Raw genomic sequence first — 19,649 nt, 5'->3', positions numbered from 1 at the left:
TAGATCACGGTAGGGGTGACGGATTGTGGAGCCAGCAAGCGGCGCTGAGCCGGCCGACGCGGCCGGCGACGCCGCGGAGGTGCTCGACCGCCCGCTGCCGGAAGGCGTGCGGCGCCGGGTCATCGCGCTCGTCTCGGACGCCTTCGGCGGTCTGACGGTCGCGGACCTTCCCGCGCAGCTGCGCCAGTACGCCCGGTTCACCCCGACCCGGCGCGCCAAGTTCGCCGGGAACGCGATGGCGGCGGCCGTGGAGACGGACCCCGTCTTCCGCGGGCGCGTCGCCGAGAAGCTCCGCGACGCCCAGAGGGAACTCGCCGGGGCGCTGGAGTGCGGGGCCCCGCCCGCCGCCGCCGATCCGCTGGACGTGGCGGCGGCCGCGTACATCCTGCGGCCGCCCGGCTGGGTCAAGCTGGTCGCCGCCGCCGGCGAGGAGGTCCAGCGCGCCGACGCCGAGCGGGTCGGTGACGAGACCCGGCGCGAGCTGGAGCGGCTGCGCGAGGAACTGGCCCACGCGCGCGCTTCGCAGCGCTCGGGCGGCGAGCAGGTACGGGCCGAGCTCGACGCCGTCCGCAAGGAAGCGGAATCGCTTCAGCGCAAGCTGCGCAGCGCCCAGAGCGACGTCAAGCGCGGCGAGGCGGCCCTGCGCAAGCTGACCGCGGAGGTCGACGGCATCCGCGGTGACGCGGCCGCCCGGGTCGCCGCCGCCGAGAGTGAGAGCCGCCGGCTCAAGTCCCGTCTGGCGGAGGTGGAATCGGCGCTGGAGACCTCGCGCCGGGCCACCCGCGAGGGACGCAGCATCGAGGACATGCGACTGCGGCTGCTGCTGGACACCGTCCTCGACGCGGCTGCCGGGCTGCGCCGCGAGCTGGCGCTGCCGCCGGTCTCCACGCGGCCCGCGGACACGGTTGACGCGGTGGAGCCCGGCCGGATGACGCCCAAGGACATCGCGGCACGGGCCCTGTCCGAGACCGATCCGGCGTTGCTGGACCAGCTGTTGGCGCTGCCCCAGGCGCATCTGGTGGTCGACGGCTACAACGTGACGAAGACCGGCTACCCGACGATGCCACTGGAGAAGCAGCGGCTGCGGCTGCTGGGCGGCCTGTCGATGCTGGCCGCCCAGACGGGCGCGGAGATGACCTGTGTCTTCGACGGTGCCGAGCTGGCCGCGCCGGTGCTGCTCGCGCCGCCGCGCGGGGTGCGCGTGCTCTTCTCCAAGGCGGGCGTCACGGCGGACGAGCTGATCCGCCAACTGGTGCGGGCCGAGCCGTCCGGCCGCCCGGTGGTCGTGGTGTCCACCGACCGCGAGGTCGCGGACGGCGTGGCCAAGTACGGAGCCCGTCCGGTTACGTCCGCCTTGTTGCTCAAGCGGCTTTCGCGCGTTTCGTGACGTTCGCCCGTTGATGCGGCGGATCGACCCTTCTCACCAAGTAGCGCGATAGATGCCGGAATTGGCGGTGCGTCGTCGGAACGTACCGTCAACTCCCCGGCACCCAGTGTCGACGGCGTGTGAAGAAGTCGGTGAGGGGGCGATTTTTTGCTCCCGGGGATTTGAACTGATCGCAGCCGGGTCACTAGGGTCTGTTCAAACCTTCGTGCGGTAGGTCACTCATTCGGGGTGACGGCGAAGGTGCCGCCGAGCGTGTCGCGTTCCGTTCCGGCGGCGTGAGGAAGAAGGAGCTCGCCTTCGTGGCGTCCCACCGTCGACCCAAGCAGCCGAGCCGCTCGCGCGTGACCGCGCTCACCGCGTTCGCCGCCGCAGCTGTCGCCCTCTCCTCGCAGTCGGCCATGGCCGCCCCGGACAAGCCCAACAAGGACGAGGTCAAGGCCAAGGTCGACGCCCTCTACGGCGAGGCGGAGCAGGCCACCGAGAAGTTCGACGGAGCCAAGGACCGTCAGGACAAGCTCGAAAAGGAGATAGCGCAGCTCCAGGACCAGGTCGCGCGCGGCCAGCTCGAACTCAACGACATGCGCAACACGTTGGGCTCGATGGCCAGCGCCCAGTACCGCACCGGCGGCATCGACCAGTCCCTCACCCTCCTGCTCTCCAACGACCCGCAGAGCTACCTCGACAAGGCGTCCACGCTCCAGCAGTTGAGCGGAAAGCAGATCGAGACCATCGGCAGGATCCAGGCCAAGCAGCGCTCCCTGGCCCAGCAGCGCCAGGAGGCCGCCGGCAAGCTCGCCGACCTCGATGCCACCCGCAAGGAGCTCGGCGAGCAGAAGAAGGCCGCCCAGGACAAGCTCGCCGCGGCCCAGGCCCAGCTGAACACGCTGAGCGCGCAGGACCGGGCACAGCTCCAGGACGAGGAAACCAAGGCCGACAAAAGCGCGGCCCAAAGCGCCGGCAAGGTGAAGGGCTCCGGCCGGGCCGGAGCCGCGCTCGCCGCCGCCGCGACGCAGGAGGGCAAGGGGTACCACATGGGGTCCACCGGCCCGGACCTCTACGACTGCTCCGGGCTCACCCAGTGGGCGTACGCGCAGGCGGGCGTCAGCATCAGCCGTACCACCTTCACCCAGGTGAACGACGGCACGCGCATCGGACGCAGCCAGCTCCAGCCGGGCGACCTGGTGTTCTTCTTCGACGACCTGCACCACGTCGGTCTGTACGCGGGCAACGGCCAGGTCCTTCATGCCTCCCACCCGGGCCCGACCGGCGGCGTCAAGTACGAGCCGATGGACGACATGCCGTTCCAGTTCGGCGTCCGCGTCGGCTGAGCCGAGCCCCCAGGGGACGCGCCGTACACCGCCCATCCGGGCGAATCGCGCGGCGTCGCCCTGACCGCACGCCCCGCCGGTGACCTGCGTCTCCGACGGGGCGTCGGCGTGTGTACCCCCGGACGGTCGTTGGTCGGTGCCCGGCGGCGCGGCTACTGTCTGCCGCGCGGAACCCGGCACACGGCCGTCCACGGGGGGCGGACCCGGGCTGCGCGCAGCGCAAGGGAGCGGTTTCACGTGGCGTCCCATCGCCGGCCCGGGCTCACCGGCCTCGACCGGAGCACCAAGCTCACCGCCTTCACCGCCGCCGCGGCCGGCGCCGCCGTCGCTCTGACGGGGGCCGTCGCGAGCGCGGCCCCGAGCCTGCCCCGGGAGCCCCCGGCGGGCGCACGCGCCCAGGTCGACCGGCTCTTCGAGGAGGCCGAGCAGGCCACCGAGCGCTTCAACGAGGCCGACGAGAAGGCCGGCAAGCTCCGGGCCGAGATCGGCCGCGCGCAGGACGCCGTGGCCCGCGGCCAGGACCGCATCAACACCATGCGCGGCGTCCTCGGCGCCTTCGCCGGGGCCCAGTACCGCTCCGGCGGCCTCGACCCCGCCCTCGCGCTGATGCTGTCCGACGACCCCGACGGCTACCTCGACAACGCCGCCGTCCTCGACCGGCTCAGCGGCCGACAGGCCCGACAACTCGCCGAACTGCGCGAGGAGCAGCGCCGGCTCGGCCAGGAGCGCCAGGAGGCGTCCGGGAAGCTGGCCGAGCTGGAGGCCCTCCGCTCGGACGTCGCACGGCACAAGCGGGACATCACGGCGAAGCTCGCGGAGGCCCGCCGGCTGCTCGACGCGATGCCCTCCGAGGAGCGCGCCGACTTCGAACGGGCCTCGCGGTCGGGGGACCGCGCCGACGCGCTGCCCGACCTGTCCTCGGCCGTGCCCGCCTCGTCCCGGGCCGCGGCCGCCGTGCGCGCGGCACGGGCCGCGGTCGGACGGCCGTACGTGTGGGGTTCCACCGGCCCGTCCGGTTTCGACTGCTCCGGGCTGATGGTGTGGTCCTACCGCCAGGCCGGGGTGTCCCTGCCGCGCACCTCGCAGGAGCAGCGGTACGCGGGCCGGCGGGTGCCGCTGTCGCAGGCGCAGCCGGGGGACCTGGTGACGTACCGCTCGGACGCCAGCCACGTCGCCATGTACGTCGGCAACGGGCAGGTGGTCCACGCCCCCTACCCCGGGGCCCGGGTGCGCTACGACCCGGTCGGGATGATGCCGGTGTCCTCGGTGACCCGGCCCTGACGGGCGGGGTGCGTACGATCGGCTGGTGCCCCCCGGTCGCCGCCTCGTACGCCCTCTGCGCCTCGTGCGCCTCGTGCGCCTCGTACGCCCCCTCACGCTCGCACTGCTGCTGTGCCCGCTCCCGACCGGCTGCGGCGCCGCTCCCGCCGACACAACGGACCCCACTGTCCGGCGGGCCGTCGCCGACTGGGCCGCCGCCCCGCCCGCCCGGCTCGCCGGTATCCCGCTGCAAGGGTGGTCCTACGAGGTCACCTCCGTGCGTCGGGACGGCGCGCGCGCCTTCGCGCGGGCGGCCCTGCACTACCGGCTGGCCGGCTACGACGCCGCCCCGGCGGACGCGCGGCGCGAGGTGGAACTGGTACGGGCCGGCGCGGACGGCTGGCGGGTCGCGGCCGACCGGCCCGCGCCGGGCGCGCCGCCGCAGCTGTGGGACCAGGGCGCGGTGACGGCCGTACGGGGCGCGCACGCGCTGGTGCTGGGCGTCGGCCAGGGCGAGCGGACGCTGTCCGGGATCGCGGCGGAGGCCGACCGGGCGGTGCCCGCGGTGAGCGCCGCCTGGCCGCGGCCCTGGGCGGGCCGGGTGGTGGTGCTCGTCCCGTCGACCCTCGACGCGATGGCGGCGCTGCTCGGCAGGCCTGCCGACGCCTACCGGGGGATGGGCGCCGTCACCACCGGCCGGGTGGGGGCCGGGCCGGCCCCGGCCGACCGGGTCGTGGTCAACCCGGAGGGGTACGCGGGCCTGTCCGAGGCGGGCCGGGGCGTCGTGCTGACCCACGAGACGACCCATGTGGCCACCCGCGCCGCGACCTCCGCGAAGACCCCGCTGTGGCTGTCCGAAGGCTTCGCGGACTGGGCCGCGTACCGGGCCGGCGACCGCGGCCCGGCCGAGGCCGCGCCGGAGCTGGCCCGCGCGGTGCGGCGGGGCGAGCTGCCGGGCGCGCTGCCCGCGGACGCCGACTTCGCCTTCGGCGGCGACCCGGAGGCGTCCGCACGGTCGTACGAGGGCGCGTGGCTCGCCTGCCGGCTCATCGCGGCGAGGTGGGGGGACGCGGCGCTGGTGCGGCTGTACGAGGAGGCGGGCCGGGCACCCCTGCCGACGGCCCTGGAGAAGACCCTGGGGGTCGACGAGGCCGAGCTGACCCGGGCCTGGCGCGAGGCCCTGCGGGAGCAGCTCGGATAGGAGCGGGGGCGTCGGGTACGTTGGCTGGCGATGCACAAGACGCTGATCGTGACCAATGACTTCCCGCCGCGACCGGGCGGCATCCAGGCATTCCTGCACAACATGGCGCTGCGGCTGGATCCCGACCGGATCGTCGTCTACGCCTCCACCTGGAAGCGCGACGAGGAGGGCCGCGCGGCCACCGCCGCCTTCGACGCGGAACAGCCGTTCCGGGTGGTGCGCGACCGGACGACGATGCTGCTGCCGACGCCCCGCGTGACCCGGCGGGCGGTGGAACTGCTGGGCGAACACGGCTGTGAGTCGGTGTGGTTCGGCGCGGCGGCCCCGCTGGGGCTGATGGGCCCGGCGCTGCGGAGGGCGGGGGCCCGGCGGATCGTCGCGACCACGCACGGGCACGAGGCGGGCTGGGCGCAACTGCCCGCCGCCCGGCAGTTGCTGCGGCGGATCGGCGAGGGCACCGACACCCTGACCTACCTGGGGGAGTACACGCGTACCCGGATCGCCTCGGCGTTGACGCGGCGGGCGGCGGCGCGGATGACCCAACTGCCGCCCGGTGTCGACGAGAAGACCTTCCACCCCGGCTCGGGCGGGGCGGCGGTACGGGCCCGGCTGGGCCTGACCGACCGGCCCGTGGTGGTGTGTGTGTCCCGGCTCGTGCCCCGCAAGGGGCAGGACACCCTGATCGAGGCCATGCCGCGGATCCTGGCTGCGGTGCCGGACGCGGTCCTGCTGATCGTGGGTGGCGGCCCGTACGAGGCGGACCTGCGGGCGGTGGCCGCCTCGACCGGCGTCACCGACTCGGTCCTCTTCACCGGGTCGGTCCCCTGGGCGGAACTGCCCGCCCACTACGGCGCCGGGGACGTGTTCGCGATGCCGTGCCGGACCCGGCGCGGCGGCCTCGACGTCGAGGGCCTCGGCATCGTCTACCTCGAAGCCTCCGCGACCGGCCTGCCCGTGGTCGCGGGCGACTCGGGCGGGGCGCCGGACGCGGTGCTGGACGGGGAGACCGGCTGGGTGGTCCGGGGCGGGGCGCCGGACGAGGCCGCGGACCGGATCGTGACCCTGCTGCTGGACCCGGAGCTGCGCCGCCGGATGGGCGAGCGCGGCCGGGCCTGGGTCGAGGAGAAGTGGCGCTGGGACCTGCTGGCGGAGCGCCTGCGCGAGCTGTTGTAGTCCCCGCCCCCACCTTCGCGGGGCGGGGAGGGGATTATCGCCCCTCGCGGTCGATCTCGGGACCCGGTCCGGCAAACCGGGCGGACGCGGGCGGGACCGGGCTACGGTCGCGACATGTCTGACTGTTACTCACAAGCGTGTCAGTGTGCGTTATGGCCGGTTGGGCGGAACCCGCTCATGATGCGCCCATGACCCCCAACCTGACGCGCCGTCAACTCCTCGGGATCGGCGCCCTCCAGACCGCCGCCGCCCTCGGGTTCACCCGTATCGGACTCTCCTCGGCCGCCGCCGTCGAGCCGCCCGCCGCCCAGTACGCCCCCGCCATCGTCGTCGGCTCCGGGTACGGGGCCGCCGTCGCGGCCCTGCGCCTCGGGCAGGCCGGCGTGCGGACCGTCGTCCTCGAAATGGGCCGGCTCTGGGACACTCCCGGGCCCGACGGCAAGGTGTTCCCCTCCACCTCCGCCCCCGACCAGCGCTCCATGTGGTTCCGCAACCGCACCGAGGCCCCGCTCGCCCAGTTCCTCTGGCTCGACGTCGTCAACCGCGACATCAACCCGTACCCCGGCGTCCTCGACCGGGTGAACTACGGCGGCATGTCCGTGTACGTGGGACGCGGCGTGGGCGGCGGCTCGCTCGTCAACGGCGGCATGTCGCCCACACCCCGCAGGACCTACTTCACCGAGGTGCTGCCCCGCGTCGACGCCGACGAGATGTACGGCACCTACTACCCCCGCGCCCGCGCCATGCTGGGTGTCAACGACATCGACCCCGCCTGGTTCGAGTCCACCGAGTGGTACCGCTTCGCCCGGATCTCCCGCAAACACGCCCACAACACCGGGCTCAAGACCACCTTCGTGCCCAACGTCTACGACTTCGGCTACATGCGGCGCGAGGCGGCCGGCACCGCCACCAGATCCGCCCTCGCCGGAGAGGTGATCTACGGCAACAACCACGGCAAGAAGAGCCTCGACAAGACCTACCTCGCCGCCGCCCTCGGCACCGGCAACGTCACCATCGAGACCCTCCAGCGGGTGGTCGCCGTACGCCAGGACCCGGCCGGGGGGTACGTGCTGACCGTCCGCACCATCGACCTCACCGGGCGGGTCACCCGGACCCGCGAACTCGGCTGCGCGCAGCTCTTCCTCGGGGCCGGCAGCCTCGGCACCACCGAGATCCTGCTGCGCGCCCGCGAGACGGGCACCCTGCCCGCGCTGGGGGAGAAGGTCGGACTGGGCTGGGGCCACAACGGCAACGTCATGACCGCCCGCGCCAACCACCTCTGGGACACCGTCGGCGCGAACCAGGCCACCATGCCCGCACTCGGCATCGACGACTGGGACAACACGGCCAACCCGGTCTTCGCCGAGATCGCCCCACTGCCCATGGGGTTCGAGCACTGGATCTCGATGTACCTGGCCATCACCAAGAACCCCGAACGCGGCCACTTCACGTACGACGCGGCGAGCGACTCGGCGCGGCTGAACTGGACCCGGGACCAGAACACCCCGTCCGTCGCCGCCGCCAAGAACCTCTTCGACCGCGTGAACCGGGCCAACGTCACGATCTACCGCTACGACCTGTTCGGCGACAACAAACCCTTCGCCGACGACTTCACCTACCACCCGCTCGGCGGCTGCGTGCTCGGCGACGCGACCGACGACTACGGCCGGGCCAAGGGCTACCGGGGGCTGTACGTCGTCGACGGCTCGCTGATCCCCGGCTCCCTGGGCGTGAACCCGTTCGTCACGATCACCGCCCTCGTCGAGCGGAACATGGCGCGGATCCTCGCGGAGGACCCGCGCTGAGCGCCCGGTAAGGCGCCCGGCGCCGGACCCCCTAGCCCCGGTAGAGGGCGTCGATCTCGTCCGCGAAGTCCTTCGCCACCACATTGCGCTTGAGCTTCAGCGACGGCGTGATGTGGCCCGACTCCTCGGTGAACTGGGCGGCGAGGATGCGGAACTTCCGCACCGACTCCGCCTTGGAAACCGCCGCGTTGCCGTCGTCCACGGCCTGCTGGACGGCGGCGATGAGGTCCGCGTCCTCGCGCAGGTCCGCCGCCGTCACCCCGGCCGGCTTGCCGTGCTCCGCCGCCCACCGGCCGAGGAACTCCTCGTCGATGGTGACCAGCGCGGCCACGAACGGCCGCGCGTCGCCGACCACCATGCACTCCGCGACCAGCGCGTGGGCGCGGATACGGTCCTCGATCACCGCGGGGGCCACGTTCTTGCCGCCGGCCGTGACGATGAGCTCCTTCTTGCGCCCGGTGATCGCGAGGTAGCCGTCCTCGTCGAGGGTGCCGACGTCGCCGGTGTGGAACCAGCCGTCGGACAGCGCCTCGGCGGTCGCCGCATCGTTGTTCCAGTAGCCCGTGAAGACGTGTTCGCCGTGCACCAGCACCTCGCCGTCGTCGGCGATGCGCACCACCGACCCGGGCAGCGGCTGGCCGACCGTGCCGATCTTCGTCCGGTCCCACGGGTTGAAGGCGGTGGCCGCGCAGGACTCGGTCAGGCCGTAGCCCTCCAGGACCGTGAAGCCGATGCCGCGGAAGAAATGGCCGAGGCGCTCGCCCAGCGGGGCTCCGCCGGAGATCGCGTACTCGCCGCGCCCGCCGAGGACGGTGTGCAGCTTGCTGTAGACCAGCTTGGTGAAGAGCTTGTGCTTGAGCCGAAGTCCGAGGGACGGGCCGCCCGGGGCGTCGAGGGCGCGGCTGTAGGCGATGGCCGTCTCGGCGGCGGCGTCGAAGATCTTGCCCTTGCCGTCGCCCTGGGCCTTGGCGCGCGCCGAGTTGTAGACCTTCTCGAAGACGCGCGGCACCCCGAGGATCAGCGTCGGCTTGAAGGACGCCAGCTCGTCGGTCAGGTTCTTGATGTCCGGTACGCAGCCCAGGCGGATCGGCGCCAGTACGGACGCCACCTCCACCAGGCGCCCGAAGACGTGCGCGGCCGGGAGGAAGAGCAGCACGGAGCACTCGCCGGTGCGGAACAGCGGGCTGAGGCGCTCCACGACGTTGCCGCACTCGGCGAAGAAGTTGCGGTGGGTCAGCACGCAGCCCTTGGGGCGGCCGGTGGTGCCCGAGGTGTAGACGATGGTGGCCGTGTCGTCGGCGTTCGCGAGCGAGCACCGCCGGTCGACCTCGTCGTCGGAGATCTCCGCGCCGGCCGCCTTGAGCGTCTCGAAGGCGCCCTGTTCGATCTCCCAGACCTCGCGCAGCTCCGGCAGCCGGTCGCGCAGGGCGGCCACGGTCGCGCTGTGCCCCGGGCTCTCGGCGATCACCGCTGCGGCGCCGGAGTCCCCGAGGATCCACTGGATCTGCTCGGGCGAGCTGGTCTCGTACACGGGGACGGTGACGGCGCCCGCGCTCCAGATCGCGAAGTCGAACAGCACCCACTCGTAACGGGTGCGGGAGATCAGGGCGACGCGCTCGCCGGGCTGGACGCCGGCCGCGATCAGGCCCTTGGCCGCGGCGCGGACCTCGGCGAGGAACTCGGTCGCCGTCACGTCCTGCCACCGGCCGTCGACCTTGCGGCTCATGACGGCGGTGTCGGGATGCTGGGCGGCGTTGCGGCGGATGAGATCCGTCAGGTTCCCGTCCGACGGGACCTCGTACAGGGCCGGAAGGCTGAACTCGCGCAAGACTGCTGCTCCTCTGGGCGCCATCGCCACCGTGTGGACCGACCGGACGTTACCCACCGGTAGTGGGTTCACGATAGAGGGAACCGGCCAGATGTTCCGTGCGTCACATGACGCGGTGGTCCCCTGCCGACACTAGTCGACCCCGCTGACGACTCGGAAGTAACCGCAGGTCCGGCCACTTGCGAGGATGCCCCTACCCGAGGAGCGCAGGCGCCCCTAGGGTGGCGGCATGGGTGGCAGGAAGAGTCGTACGCGGGTCCACGTCGTCAGCGACGTCCACGGCAACACCGAGGCGCTCGCGCGGGCCGGTGACGGCGCCGACGCGCTGATCTGCCTGGGCGACCTCGTCCTGTTCCTCGACTACGCCGACCACTCGCGCGGCATCTTCCCCGACCTGTTCGGCGTCGAGAACGCCCACCGGATCGTGGAGCTGCGCACCCGGCGCCGGTTCGCGGAGGCGCGCGAACTCGGACGGGAGCTGTGGGCCGGACTGGACCGGGAGCGGCTGATCGAAGGCGCGGTGCGGCGCCAGTACGCGGAGATGTTCGCCGCGTTCCCGACCCCGACGTACGCCACCTACGGCAACGTCGACATCCCGGGACTGTGGGCGGAGTACGCCGGCCCCGGCACGACCGTGCTTGACGGCCGGCGGGTGGAGATCGGCGGCCGGGTCTTCGGCTTCGTCGGCGGCGGCCTGCCGACGCCGATGCGGACACCGTACGAGGTGGACGTCGAGGAGTACGCGGCCAAGGTCGAGGCGCTGGGCGAGGTGGACGTGCTGTGCTCGCACATCCCCCCGGAGGTGCCGGAGCTCTGTTACGACACGGTGGCCCGGCGGTTCGAGCGGGGCAGCGAGGCCCTGCTGGCGGCGATCCGGCGGGTACGGCCGCGCTACGCGCTCTTCGGGCACGTCCACCAGCCCCTGGCCCGGCGGATGCGGATCGGGGCCACGGAGTGCGTGAACGTCGGCCATTTCGCGGCGACGGGACGGCCGTGGGCGCTGGAATGGTGAGCGGTGCGGCGCCGCCGGTACCGGGGGAGGCCCTGGAGTGGTGGGGTCCGCACGCGCGGTAGCCTTCACCCGGCGGCCGGAGGCCCCCACACACTTGTCGAACTCCCCGGAGGAGCGACCGCGATGGCGGAACACACCAGCTCGAGCATCACGATCGAGGCGGCCCCGACCGACGTCATGGCCGTGATCGCCGACTTCGCCCGCTACCCCGAGTGGACCGGCGAGGTGAAGGAGGCTGAGGTGCTGGCGACCGACGCCGAAGGCCGCGCGCAGAAGGTCCGGCTGCTGCTGGACGCCGGGGCGATCAAGGACGACCACACGCTCGCATACACCTGGAAGGGCGGGGACGAGGTCAGCTGGACGTTGGACAAGTCGCAGATGCTGCGCCAGTTGGACGGCTCGTACAAGCTGACCCCGGTGGACGGCGGCAAGCGCACCGAGGTCACGTACCAGCTCACGGTGGACGTCAAGATCCCGATGCTGGGCATGATCAAGCGCAAGGCGGAGAAGGTCATCATCGACCGCGCCCTGGCCGGCCTCAAGAAGCGCGTCGAATCCTCCTGAGCCCGTCGAACCCGCTTGAGCCCGTCGAACGCGCCTGAGCGCGTCGAACCCGCCTGAACAGCGATCCGCCGGCCGGCCGGACCGCCGGTCCGCCGACCTGTGACGCGGGTGCGCGGTGCGGGGGCGGCCGGGCCGTGAGGCAACCGCAGCGCATCGAGGAGCACCGCAGCATGCACACCCTGCTCGTCACCGGACCCGGTGGCGCCGGGCGGACCACCGTGGCCGCCGTCACCGCGCTCGCCGCCGCGCGGGACGGGCGGCGCGTCCTGCTGCTGTCCGCGGACCCCGGCGATCCGCTCGGCGCGCTGGTCGACCGGGACGAACCCCGGCTGCGGGTCGCGCGGATCGACTCCGGCGAGGAGTTCCGGGCCGAACTCGTCGCCCTCCAGGAACGCGGCGCGGCCCTCCTCGGCATGCTCGGCAGCCGCCCCCTCGGCGCCGAGGAACTCACCGAACTGCCCGGCGCCGAACAGTTCGCGCTGCTCCGCGCCCTGCGGCGGGCCGCCGCGGCCCCCGACACCGACCTGGTCATCGTGGACATGCCCCCGCTGCACCAGACGGTGACCACCCTCGCCCTCCCCGCCCAGCTGCGCCGCTACCTCGCCCGGCTGCTGCCCGCCGAACGGCAGGCCGCCCGCGCCCTGCGCCCCGTACTGGCCCAGCTCGCCGGGGTGCCGATGCCCGCGCAGTGGCTCTACGAGGCCGCTGCCCGCTGGGACGAGGAACTCGCGGCCGTGCAAGCCGTCGTCGAGGCCCCCACGACCGAGGTACGGCTCGTCGCCGAGCCCGGCCCCGCCGCCGACCGCGCGCTGCGGACCGGCCGCCTCGGGCTCGCCCTGCACCAGCTCCCGGCCGGGTCCCTCGTCGCCAACCGGACCCTGTCCCGGGACGGCGCCGACCCCTGGCCGGCCGGGCTCGTCGCCCAGCGGGAGAAGTACGCGGCCCAGTGGGCCGCCGAGCTCCCCGTGATCCCGCTTCCGCACCTCGGACGGGAGCCCGAGGGGCCCGAGGACACCGCCCGGCTCGCCGGCTCCGCCCCGGGAATCGTCCCCGCGGCGCCCGCGCCCCGCCCGGCCTGGACCGTCGAGGACCGGCGCGCCGAGGACGGCGTACTCGTCTGGGCGATCCCGCTGCCCGGCGCCCGCAAGGCCGACCTCGACCTGGTGCGGCGCGGGGACGAGCTGCTCCTGGCGGCGGGGCCCTACCGCAGGATCGTTCCGCTGCCGTCCGCGCTGCGCCGCTGCGGCGTCTCCGGAGCCGCCCTCGCCGACGGCGTGCTCCGCGTCCGGTTCACCCCGGACCCGCAGCTTTGGCCCCGCGCGCGCTGATTCCCGTACCGCCGTTCGGGTACCGTCGAAGGTAGCCCGTACCGCACGTATCGCAGCCGCCGCAGGAGTGTCCGCCATGAGCGAGGCCACCGACCGCCCCACCGACGACGACGCGTGGGCCAAGGCATGCGCCGAGGACCTCGCCGCCGAGAAGGAGCGCCTGCGCGCGGAGCGGGGCGCCGGGGACAACGGCACCGGCGGCGGGACCGGCACCGCCGCCGAGGAACTGTTCAAGCTCTTCGAGGCCGTCGCCGACAAGGTCTCCGCGCTGAACAACCCGCTGCTGGGCGCCGCCGCCCAGGGCGCGGTCCGCCAGTTCGTGGACCAGGCCAAGACCGCCGTCAAGCCCGTGGTCGAGCGCAACCCCGAGGTCTTCGACCACCTCGCGGCCGCCGGCTCCGAGCTGCTCGCCGCCTACCGCTCCGCCGTCGAGGGCCACGAGCGCCGTTGGACGCGCGAACGGCCGACGACGCCGACCTCGACGTGGACCCCGCGGGCCGAGGACGCCGCCCCCCGCGACGGCGACGGCGACGACGAAGACCCGGGCGCCGGGCCCGCCGAGCGGATCGATCTCGACTGAACCTCCGCCGGGCTCGGGTACGGTTGGCCGTGGCGGGGTTTGACCGGAAACCGAGGGACTAATGGGACTCACCATCGGCGTCGACATCGGCGGCACGAAGATCGCGGCCGGCGTGGTCGACGAAGAGGGCACCATCCTTGAGACGTACAAGGTGCCCACCCCGCCGACCCCGGACGGCGTGACGGAAGCGATCTGCACCGCGGTGTCCGCGGTCGGCAGCAACCACACCATCGACGCCGTGGGCATCGGCGCCGCCGGGTACGTGGACGACAAGCGCGCCACCGTGCTCTTCGCCCCCAACATCAACTGGCGGCACGAGCCGCTGAAGGACAAGGTCGAGCAGCGCATCGGCCTCCCCGTCGTCGTCGAGAACGACGCGAACTGCGCGGCCTGGGGCGAGTACCGCTTCGGCGCCGGCCAGGGCCACGACGACGTCATCTGCATCACCCTCGGAACCGGCCTGGGCGGCGGCATCATCATCGGCAACAAGCTGCGGCGCGGTCGCTTCGGCGTCGCCGCGGAGTTCGGGCACATCCGGGTCGTCCCGGACGGCCTGCTGTGCGGGTGCGGGAGCCAGGGCTGCTGGGAGCAGTACGCCTCCGGCCGCGCGCTGGTCCGGTACGCGAAGCAGCGCGCCAAGGCCACGCCCGAGAACGCGACGATCCTGCTCGGGCTCGGCGACGGCACCCCCGAGGGCATCGAGGGCAAGCACATCAGCCAGGCGGCCCGGCAGGGCTGCCCGGTGGCCGTCGACTCCTTCCGCGAACTGGCCCGCTGGGCCGGGGCGGGGCTGGCCGACCTGGCGTCGCTGTTCGACCCGTCGGCGTTCATCGTCGGCGGCGGGGTCTCCGACGAGGGCGACCTCGTGCTCGACCCGATCCGCAAGTCCTTCAAGCGCTGGCTGATCGGCGGCGCGTGGCGTCCGCACGCGCAGGTGCTGGCCGCGCAGCTCGGCGGCAAGGCCGGACTCGTCGGCGCGGCGGACCTGGCCCGCCAGGGCTGACCAGGCTCGAAGCACGCTGCCCGCCGCCCGCCGCGCCCCCTGGGGGAGCGGCGGGCGGCTGCGTAGGGTGGGGCGGTATGGAGCTGCCTTCGCTGTCGGCCACGCTGCCGAAGTCCCTTACGGAGCCCGACGGTTCCGCCGTGATCCGGGTCCTCAGCTACAACGTGCGCTCGCTGCGCGACGACGAGGAAGCGCTGGTCCGGGTGATCCGGGCGTGCGAGCCGGACCTGGTGTTCGTGCAGGAGGCGCCGCTGTTCTTCCGGTGGCGCAAACACGCGGCGCGGTTGGCCGCGAAGTGTGACCTGGTGGTGTTGAGCGGGGGCGGGAGCGCCGCCGGGCCGCTGCTGCTGTGCTCGCTACGGGCCTTCGTCGAGCGGACCGAGGACGTCCTGCTGCCGTTGACGCCGGGGCTGCACCGGCGGGGCTTCGCGACGGCCGTCGTGCGGTTCGGGGCGGCGGTGCGGGTGGGGGTGGTGAGCACGCACCTGTCGCTGAACGCGGGGGAGCGGGCGGCGCAGGCGGAGCTGTTGCTGGAGCGGGTGCGGTCGATGGACACGCCGTACGCGATCGTGGCGGGCGATGTGAACGAGACCCCGGACGGGCCGGCGTTCGGGCGGCTGGCGTCGCGGATGCAGGACGGGTGGGCGGTGGCGCCCTGGGGCGGGGAGCACACGTTCACGCGGTCCGGACCGCCGAGGCGGATCGACGCGGTGTTCGCGTCGCGGGGGGTGGAGGTCCTGGGCTGCGGCGTCCCGCGGGGCCTGCCGGGGGTTGCGGAGCGGGACCTCCAGGCGGCCACGGACCACCTCCCGGTCCTGGCGGCCCTGCGCCTGTCTCCTTCTTGACGCGCCGCTCGCCCTTTTGACGCGCCGCTCGCACGGCTCGGCCCTGGCGGGCCTCCCCGGCTTCGCACCGCTGCGGCGAACTCCGTCCGCCGGGGGCGCTTGCGCGGCGGCGCCCCGGCGCCGAGCCGTGCGAGCGGCGCAAGAAGAGAAGGTCACACCACCGCGCCGCGGCCCGGGTCGTCCTCGTCGTCGTCATCGTGGGCCATGCGCGCCACCAGCGTCGCGAACCCGCCCAGGAAGCCGCCGATGCCGAGCGTCGTCAGCCACCACGTCATCTCCCACTGCAACAGCACCGCCAGCAGCAGCAGGACCGGGCCGCCCACCACCGCCAGCCAGGCGAACTTCGACGTCGCGTCCGCCGGCGGGAGTTCCGGTTCCGGGGGGACGAAGTGGCCCTCGCCGTCGCCGTCCTCCGGCTCCGCAGGGGTGTGGTCGCGGGGGCCCGGGGTCGGGGCCAGGGACACGCCGGGGGCGAAGACCACCGAGCCGCCCAGCGGCTTCTCCGGCTCGGGCCCCGGCGCGGGCTCCGGCTCGGGCTCGGGCTCCGGCCGGACGTCCTCCTCCGGCAGCATCAGGTTCTCGATCGGGCGGAACGGTCTGGACCCCGGCGGGTCCGGCGGTTCCTGCCCGTACCCGGCGACGATCGCCGCCCACGCCGCCTCCTCGTCCAACGGGGGCACACCCCCGGACGACTCCTCGTGCTCAGCCACCGCTGGCCGCCCCCTCCCGCCCGACGCTCTTCGCGAGCCGCCCGACGAACGCATAGCTGTCCGCGAAGATCCGCTCCGCGTCATGGTCCAACGTCGCGACGTGGTAGCTCTGTTCCAGCAGTGTCTCCGTCACGTCCGTGGACGAGATGCGGGCCAGGATGCGCGCCGAGTCCGCGGGCGGTACGACATGGTCCTGCGGGCTGTGCAGCAGCAGCACCGGCTGGGTCACCTGCGGCAGTTCGGCGTCGACCAGCCGGAAGAACCGGCGCACGGAGTGCGCGGCCCGCGTCGGCACCCGGTCGTACCCGATCTCCACCGACCCCGGCTTCGCGATGTCGCTCGCGATGCCCGGCGTCGAGCGGATGAAGTGCTGCGCCACGGGAAGGGCGAACGCCAGCGGGTCGTGGACCTTGTTGGCCGGGTTGACCAGCACCAGTCCGCTGATCGACTCCCCGTGCTTGGCCGCCAGCCGCAGGCTCAGCGCCCCGCCCATCGACAGCCCGAACACGAACACCTGCTCGCACCGTTCGAGCAGCTCCCGCAGCGCGCGGTCGACCTCGGCGTACCAGTCCTGCCAGCCAGTGAGCTGCATGTCCTGCCACCGGGTCCCGTGTCCGGGCAGCAGCGGCAGCGACACCGTCAGTCCCCGCTCGGCCAGGTACTCGGCCCAGGGGCGGAGCGACTGCGGGGAACCGGTGAAGCCGTGGCAGAGGAGCACGCCGACCGGCCCGCCCTCGTGGCGGAACGGCTCTGCTCCAAGGAGGACGGGCACCAGGGACTCCTTTGAAAGGGTGGGGGGTACGTAGCGCTGTGTGACTTCACCGTACGCGACCGCGCCGGCACCGACCAGGGTCGTCGGGCCGCTCCTGCGGCGGCCAGGGGTTAAGGTCTGTTCGACAGACACAGGAAGGCTTTCGAGTTGATCTACGGCGCTATGAAGTTCTCCATCGGAGGGTCACTGAAGCTCGCCTTCAGGCCGTGGGTGGAGGGCCTCGAGAACATTCCCGCCGAGGGGCCGGCGATCCTCGCGAGCAACCACCTGTCCTTCTCCGACTCCTTCTTCCTGCCGGCCGTGCTGGACCGGAAGGTGACCTTCATCGCGAAGGCGGAGTACTTCACCTCCCCCGGGGTCAAGGGCAAGCTGACGGCCGCCTTCTTCAAGGGCGTCGGCCAGCTTCCCGTGGACCGTTCCGGCGCGCGCGGCGCCGGCGAGGCCGCCATCAAGAGCGGCATCGAGGTCATCGAGCGCGGTGAGCTGTTCGGTATCTACCCCGAGGGGACCCGTTCACCCGACGGCCGCCTCTACCGGGGCAAGCCCGGTGGGCTGGCCCGGGTCGCGCTCGCGACCGGCGCCCCGGTGATCCCGGTGGCGATGATCGACACGGAGAAGATCCAGCCGCCCGGCAAGGTGGTGCCCAAGCTGATGCGCCCGGGCATCCGGATCGGCAAGCCGCTCGATTTCAGCCGCTACCGGGGCATGGAGAGCGACCGGTTCATCCTCCGCTCGGTGACCGACGAGGTCATGTACGAGATCATGAAGCTTTCCGGCCAGGAGTACGTGGACATCTACGCGACGGCGGCCAAGCGGCAGATCGCCGACGCGGAGAAGGCCGCCAAGACGGTCAAGGAGTAGGAACGGGCGGGGGCTCCGGCGCCCGCGCGCGGGGGTGGGGGAGTTGGCGGAACGCGAACGCGTCGTACGCATGTCGGTCGAGCAGCCGCTCTGGCGCGCCCTGACGGTCTACCGGCTCCTCACCATGGTCTACGCGGTGCTGCTGTTCGCCTCCTCGTACAAGGAGTTCGAGCGGCCGTCGGTCGCGGTGGGCTACCTCGCCGTGCTCGCCGTATGGACCCTGGCCACCTACCGGGGCGTGGCGAGCGCCGCCCGCTGCACCAAGCGGTTCCTCGGCGCCGACCTCACCGTCGCGCTCGCCGGCATCCTGCTCACCCCGCTCGCCGACACCCACGAGCGGATCGGCGCCGGGGGCCCCACCCTCCCCAGCATCTGGACGGCCGGCTCCGTCCTCGCCTTCGCCCTCAAGGGCGGCTGGCGCTGGGCCGGTCTGGCCTCCACGCCCGTCGCCGTCGCCAACATCGTCATCCACGGCGGTGATCCGACCCGCGACACCCTGCACAACGTGCTGCTGGTGTGGGTCGCCTCCCTCGCCATCGGCTACGTCGTCGAGGTGGCCCGCGCCAGCGAGGCCACCCTCGCCCGCGCGCTGGAGATCGAGGCCGCCACCCGCGAGCGCGAACGCCTCGCCCGTGACATCCACGACGGGGTCCTCCAGGTGCTCGCCATGGTCCAGCGGCGCGGCTGCGAACTGGGCGGTGAGGCGGCCGAGCTGGGCAGGATGGCCGGGGAGCAGGAGGTGGCGCTGCGCACCCTGGTCTCCAGCGGGCTCCTGCCGGCCTCCAGGGTCTCCCGGGACCAGTCCTCGGGGGCGCTCGTGGACGCCTACGAGGCGGAGGAGCCGGGCGCCGACGAGGGGGAGCTGGACCTGCGGACCCTGCTGGCCCCGCACGCCGGGTCCCGGGTGACCTTCGCCGAGCCGGGCAGCCCCGTGCCGCTGCCGGTCCCCGCCGCCCGCGAGCTGGCGGCGGCGGTCGGCGCCGCACTCGACAACGTGCGCAAGCACGCGGGAGAGGGGGCCCGGGCCTGGATCCTGGTCGAGGACTGGGGCGACGAGGTGATCGTCACCGTCCGGGACGACGGGCCGGGCATCCCGGCCGGCCGGCTCGACCAGGCCGAGGGCGAGGGTCGGATGGGCGTGGCGCTGTCGATCCGGGGCCGACTGCGGGATCTCGGCGGCACCGCCGAGCTGGTGTCCGTCCCCGGACAGGGCACCGAAGTGGAACTGAAAGTACCGAGGGGGAGCACCCGATGACGCAGGCCAACGAGTTCAACGAGCTCAACGAGCCCGGTGGGGCCGGAGCGTTCGGCGCGATCAAGGTGATGGTCGTCGACGACCATCCGATGTGGCGCGACGCGGTCGCCCGCGACCTGGCCGCCGCCGGCTTCGACGTCGTCGCCACCGCCGGGGACGGCCCCGAGGCGGTCCGCCGGGCCGTCCCGGCCGCCCCGCACGTCCTGGTCCTCGACCTCAACCTGCCGGGCATGCCGGGCGTACAGGTGTGCAAGGAACTGGTCGGCGCCAACCCGGCGCTGCGCGTCCTCGTCCTGTCCGCCAGCGGCGAGCACGCCGATGTGCTGGAGGCCGTCAAGTCCGGCGCCACCGGCTACCTGGTGAAGTCGGCCGGCGCGCAGGAGCTGATCGACGCCGTCCGTCGCACCGCGGCCGGCGACCCGGTCTTCACCCCCGGTCTCGCGGGCCTGGTCCTCGGCGAGTACCGGCGCCTGGCCACCGACCCCGCGCCGGTCGCGGCCGACGAGCCGAGGGCACCGCAGCTCACCGACCGCGAGACCGAGGTGCTGCGGCTGGTGGCCAAGGGCCTGTCGTACAAGCAGATCGCGGAACGACTGGTCATCTCCCACCGCACGGTCCAGAACCACGTCCAGAACACCCTGGGCAAGCTCCAGTTGCACAACCGGGTGGAGCTCGTCCGGTACGCCATAGAGCGCGGCCTGGACGACGCGTAATCGCGGTCGTACGTCGTACTCACG

At 73.3% G+C, this 19,649-nt stretch carries 18 protein-coding genes; 15 read left to right on the top strand and 3 right to left on the bottom strand.

The genetic code is table 11. The annotated features are described in order from the left end of the window. The first annotated feature begins 22 nt into the window (after window positions 1-22). From ABZ934_RS22540 to ABZ934_RS22515, 6 genes are all read left to right on the top strand, one after another. Window positions 23-1,387, top strand: a complete 1,365-nt coding sequence (locus tag ABZ934_RS22540) for an NYN domain-containing protein (RefSeq protein ID WP_361316144.1) — start codon at window positions 23-25, stop codon at window positions 1,385-1,387. A gap of 299 nt (window positions 1,388-1,686) precedes the next feature. After that, window positions 1,687-2,715, top strand: coding sequence for an NlpC/P60 family protein (locus tag ABZ934_RS22535; RefSeq protein WP_361316142.1), 1,029 nt, complete (start codon window positions 1,687-1,689; stop codon window positions 2,713-2,715). A gap of 237 nt (window positions 2,716-2,952) precedes the next feature. Continuing rightward, a complete protein-coding gene (locus ABZ934_RS22530) occupies window positions 2,953-3,996 on the top strand; it encodes an NlpC/P60 family protein (RefSeq protein WP_361316008.1) in 1,044 nt (347 codons plus the stop codon). A gap of 25 nt (window positions 3,997-4,021) precedes the next feature. Then, window positions 4,022-5,176, top strand: a complete 1,155-nt coding sequence (locus tag ABZ934_RS22525; protein WP_361316006.1) for a hypothetical protein — start codon at window positions 4,022-4,024, stop codon at window positions 5,174-5,176. A gap of 30 nt (window positions 5,177-5,206) precedes the next feature. Further along, on the top strand, window positions 5,207-6,349 hold the full coding sequence (locus ABZ934_RS22520; protein WP_361316004.1) for a glycosyltransferase family 4 protein: 1,143 nt from the start codon (window positions 5,207-5,209) through the stop codon (window positions 6,347-6,349). A gap of 188 nt (window positions 6,350-6,537) precedes the next feature. Continuing rightward, a complete protein-coding gene (locus ABZ934_RS22515; protein WP_361316002.1) occupies window positions 6,538-8,154 on the top strand; it encodes a GMC oxidoreductase in 1,617 nt (538 codons plus the stop codon). A 31-nt stretch (window positions 8,155-8,185) separates the two neighbouring features. Here the strand turns inward: ABZ934_RS22515 and ABZ934_RS22510 are convergent, their stop codons facing one another. Then, a complete protein-coding gene (locus tag ABZ934_RS22510; RefSeq protein ID WP_361315999.1) occupies window positions 8,186-9,982 on the bottom strand; it encodes an AMP-dependent synthetase/ligase in 1,797 nt (598 codons plus the stop codon). 229 nt (window positions 9,983-10,211) lie between these two features. Here ABZ934_RS22510 and ABZ934_RS22505 point away from each other — a divergent pair, with 229 nt between their 5' ends. The 6 genes from ABZ934_RS22505 to ABZ934_RS22480 all read left to right on the top strand — a co-directional run bounded on the left by ABZ934_RS22505 (window position 10,212) and on the right by ABZ934_RS22480 (window position 15,314). Then, entirely contained in the window at window positions 10,212-10,994 is a 783-nt protein-coding gene (locus ABZ934_RS22505; protein WP_361315996.1) for a metallophosphoesterase, read from the top strand. A gap of 123 nt (window positions 10,995-11,117) precedes the next feature. Further along, a complete protein-coding gene (locus ABZ934_RS22500) occupies window positions 11,118-11,558 on the top strand; it encodes an SRPBCC family protein (RefSeq protein ID WP_361315993.1) in 441 nt (146 codons plus the stop codon). Between the two features lie 170 nt (window positions 11,559-11,728). Further along, window positions 11,729-12,886, top strand: a complete 1,158-nt coding sequence (locus ABZ934_RS22495; RefSeq protein WP_361316140.1) for an ArsA-related P-loop ATPase — start codon at window positions 11,729-11,731, stop codon at window positions 12,884-12,886. A 76-nt stretch (window positions 12,887-12,962) separates the two neighbouring features. Then, window positions 12,963-13,466: a DUF5304 domain-containing protein gene (locus ABZ934_RS22490; RefSeq protein WP_361315990.1), complete on the top strand. Its 504-nt coding sequence runs from the start codon at window positions 12,963-12,965 to the stop codon at window positions 13,464-13,466. Between the two features lie 61 nt (window positions 13,467-13,527). Beyond that, the gene (locus tag ABZ934_RS22485) at window positions 13,528-14,469 is read left to right on the top strand and encodes an ROK family glucokinase (protein WP_361315987.1); all 942 of its coding nucleotides are present in this window, start codon (window positions 13,528-13,530) and stop codon (window positions 14,467-14,469) included. Between the two features lie 77 nt (window positions 14,470-14,546). Next, on the top strand, window positions 14,547-15,314 hold the full coding sequence (locus ABZ934_RS22480; RefSeq protein ID WP_361315984.1) for an endonuclease/exonuclease/phosphatase family protein: 768 nt from the start codon (window positions 14,547-14,549) through the stop codon (window positions 15,312-15,314). Window positions 15,315-15,466: 152 nt separating this feature from the next. Here the strand turns inward: ABZ934_RS22480 and ABZ934_RS22475 are convergent, their stop codons facing one another. Together ABZ934_RS22475 and ABZ934_RS22470 are read right to left on the bottom strand one after the other, a co-directional pair. Then, a complete protein-coding gene (locus ABZ934_RS22475) occupies window positions 15,467-16,024 on the bottom strand; it encodes a hypothetical protein (protein WP_361315982.1) in 558 nt (185 codons plus the stop codon). Beyond that, window positions 16,017-16,796 carry an alpha/beta fold hydrolase gene (locus ABZ934_RS22470; protein ID WP_361315979.1) on the bottom strand — a complete coding sequence of 260 codons (780 nt, stop codon included), beginning with the start codon at window positions 16,794-16,796 and terminating at the stop codon, window positions 16,017-16,019. The genes ABZ934_RS22475 and ABZ934_RS22470 overlap by 8 nt, the downstream gene beginning before the upstream one ends. A gap of 162 nt (window positions 16,797-16,958) precedes the next feature. Between ABZ934_RS22470 and ABZ934_RS22465 the strand changes: the two genes are divergently transcribed. The 3 genes from ABZ934_RS22465 (at window position 16,959) to ABZ934_RS22455 (ending at window position 19,625) form a co-directional block, all read left to right on the top strand. Next, window positions 16,959-17,657 (top strand): lysophospholipid acyltransferase family protein, encoded by a 699-nt coding sequence (locus ABZ934_RS22465; RefSeq protein WP_361316137.1) that lies wholly within the window; start codon window positions 16,959-16,961, stop codon window positions 17,655-17,657. 43 nt (window positions 17,658-17,700) lie between these two features. After that, entirely contained in the window at window positions 17,701-18,912 is a 1,212-nt protein-coding gene (locus ABZ934_RS22460; protein ID WP_361315977.1) for a DUF5931 domain-containing protein, read from the top strand. A 68-nt stretch (window positions 18,913-18,980) separates the two neighbouring features. Then, the gene (locus ABZ934_RS22455) at window positions 18,981-19,625 is read left to right on the top strand and encodes a response regulator transcription factor (RefSeq protein WP_361316134.1); all 645 of its coding nucleotides are present in this window, start codon (window positions 18,981-18,983) and stop codon (window positions 19,623-19,625) included. Window positions 19,626-19,649 lie beyond the last annotated feature (24 nt).

It is taken from the genome of Streptomyces sp. NPDC046557 (assembly GCF_040645975.1).
GTDB lineage: Bacteria > Actinomycetota > Actinomycetes > Streptomycetales > Streptomycetaceae > Streptomyces.
This window is presented reverse-complemented; position numbering and strand designations above follow the sequence as displayed.

Coding starts and splice junctions, on each gene's coding strand:
- ABZ934_RS22505 (WP_361315996.1), top strand. CDS start 10,212: ATGGGTGGCAGGAAGAGTCGTACGCGGGTCCACGTCGTCAGCGACGTC.
- ABZ934_RS22455 (WP_361316134.1), top strand. CDS start 18,981: ATGGTCGTCGACGACCATCCGATGTGGCGCGACGCGGTCGCCCGCGAC.
- ABZ934_RS22515 (WP_361316002.1), top strand. CDS start 6,538: ATGACCCCCAACCTGACGCGCCGTCAACTCCTCGGGATCGGCGCCCTC.
- ABZ934_RS22520 (WP_361316004.1), top strand. CDS start 5,207: ATGCACAAGACGCTGATCGTGACCAATGACTTCCCGCCGCGACCGGGC.
- ABZ934_RS22500 (WP_361315993.1), top strand. CDS start 11,118: ATGGCGGAACACACCAGCTCGAGCATCACGATCGAGGCGGCCCCGACC.
- ABZ934_RS22490 (WP_361315990.1), top strand. CDS start 12,963: ATGAGCGAGGCCACCGACCGCCCCACCGACGACGACGCGTGGGCCAAG.
- ABZ934_RS22495 (WP_361316140.1), top strand. CDS start 11,729: ATGCACACCCTGCTCGTCACCGGACCCGGTGGCGCCGGGCGGACCACC.
- ABZ934_RS22465 (WP_361316137.1), top strand. CDS start 16,959: ATGAAGTTCTCCATCGGAGGGTCACTGAAGCTCGCCTTCAGGCCGTGG.
- ABZ934_RS22485 (WP_361315987.1), top strand. CDS start 13,528: ATGGGACTCACCATCGGCGTCGACATCGGCGGCACGAAGATCGCGGCC.
- ABZ934_RS22480 (WP_361315984.1), top strand. CDS start 14,547: ATGGAGCTGCCTTCGCTGTCGGCCACGCTGCCGAAGTCCCTTACGGAG.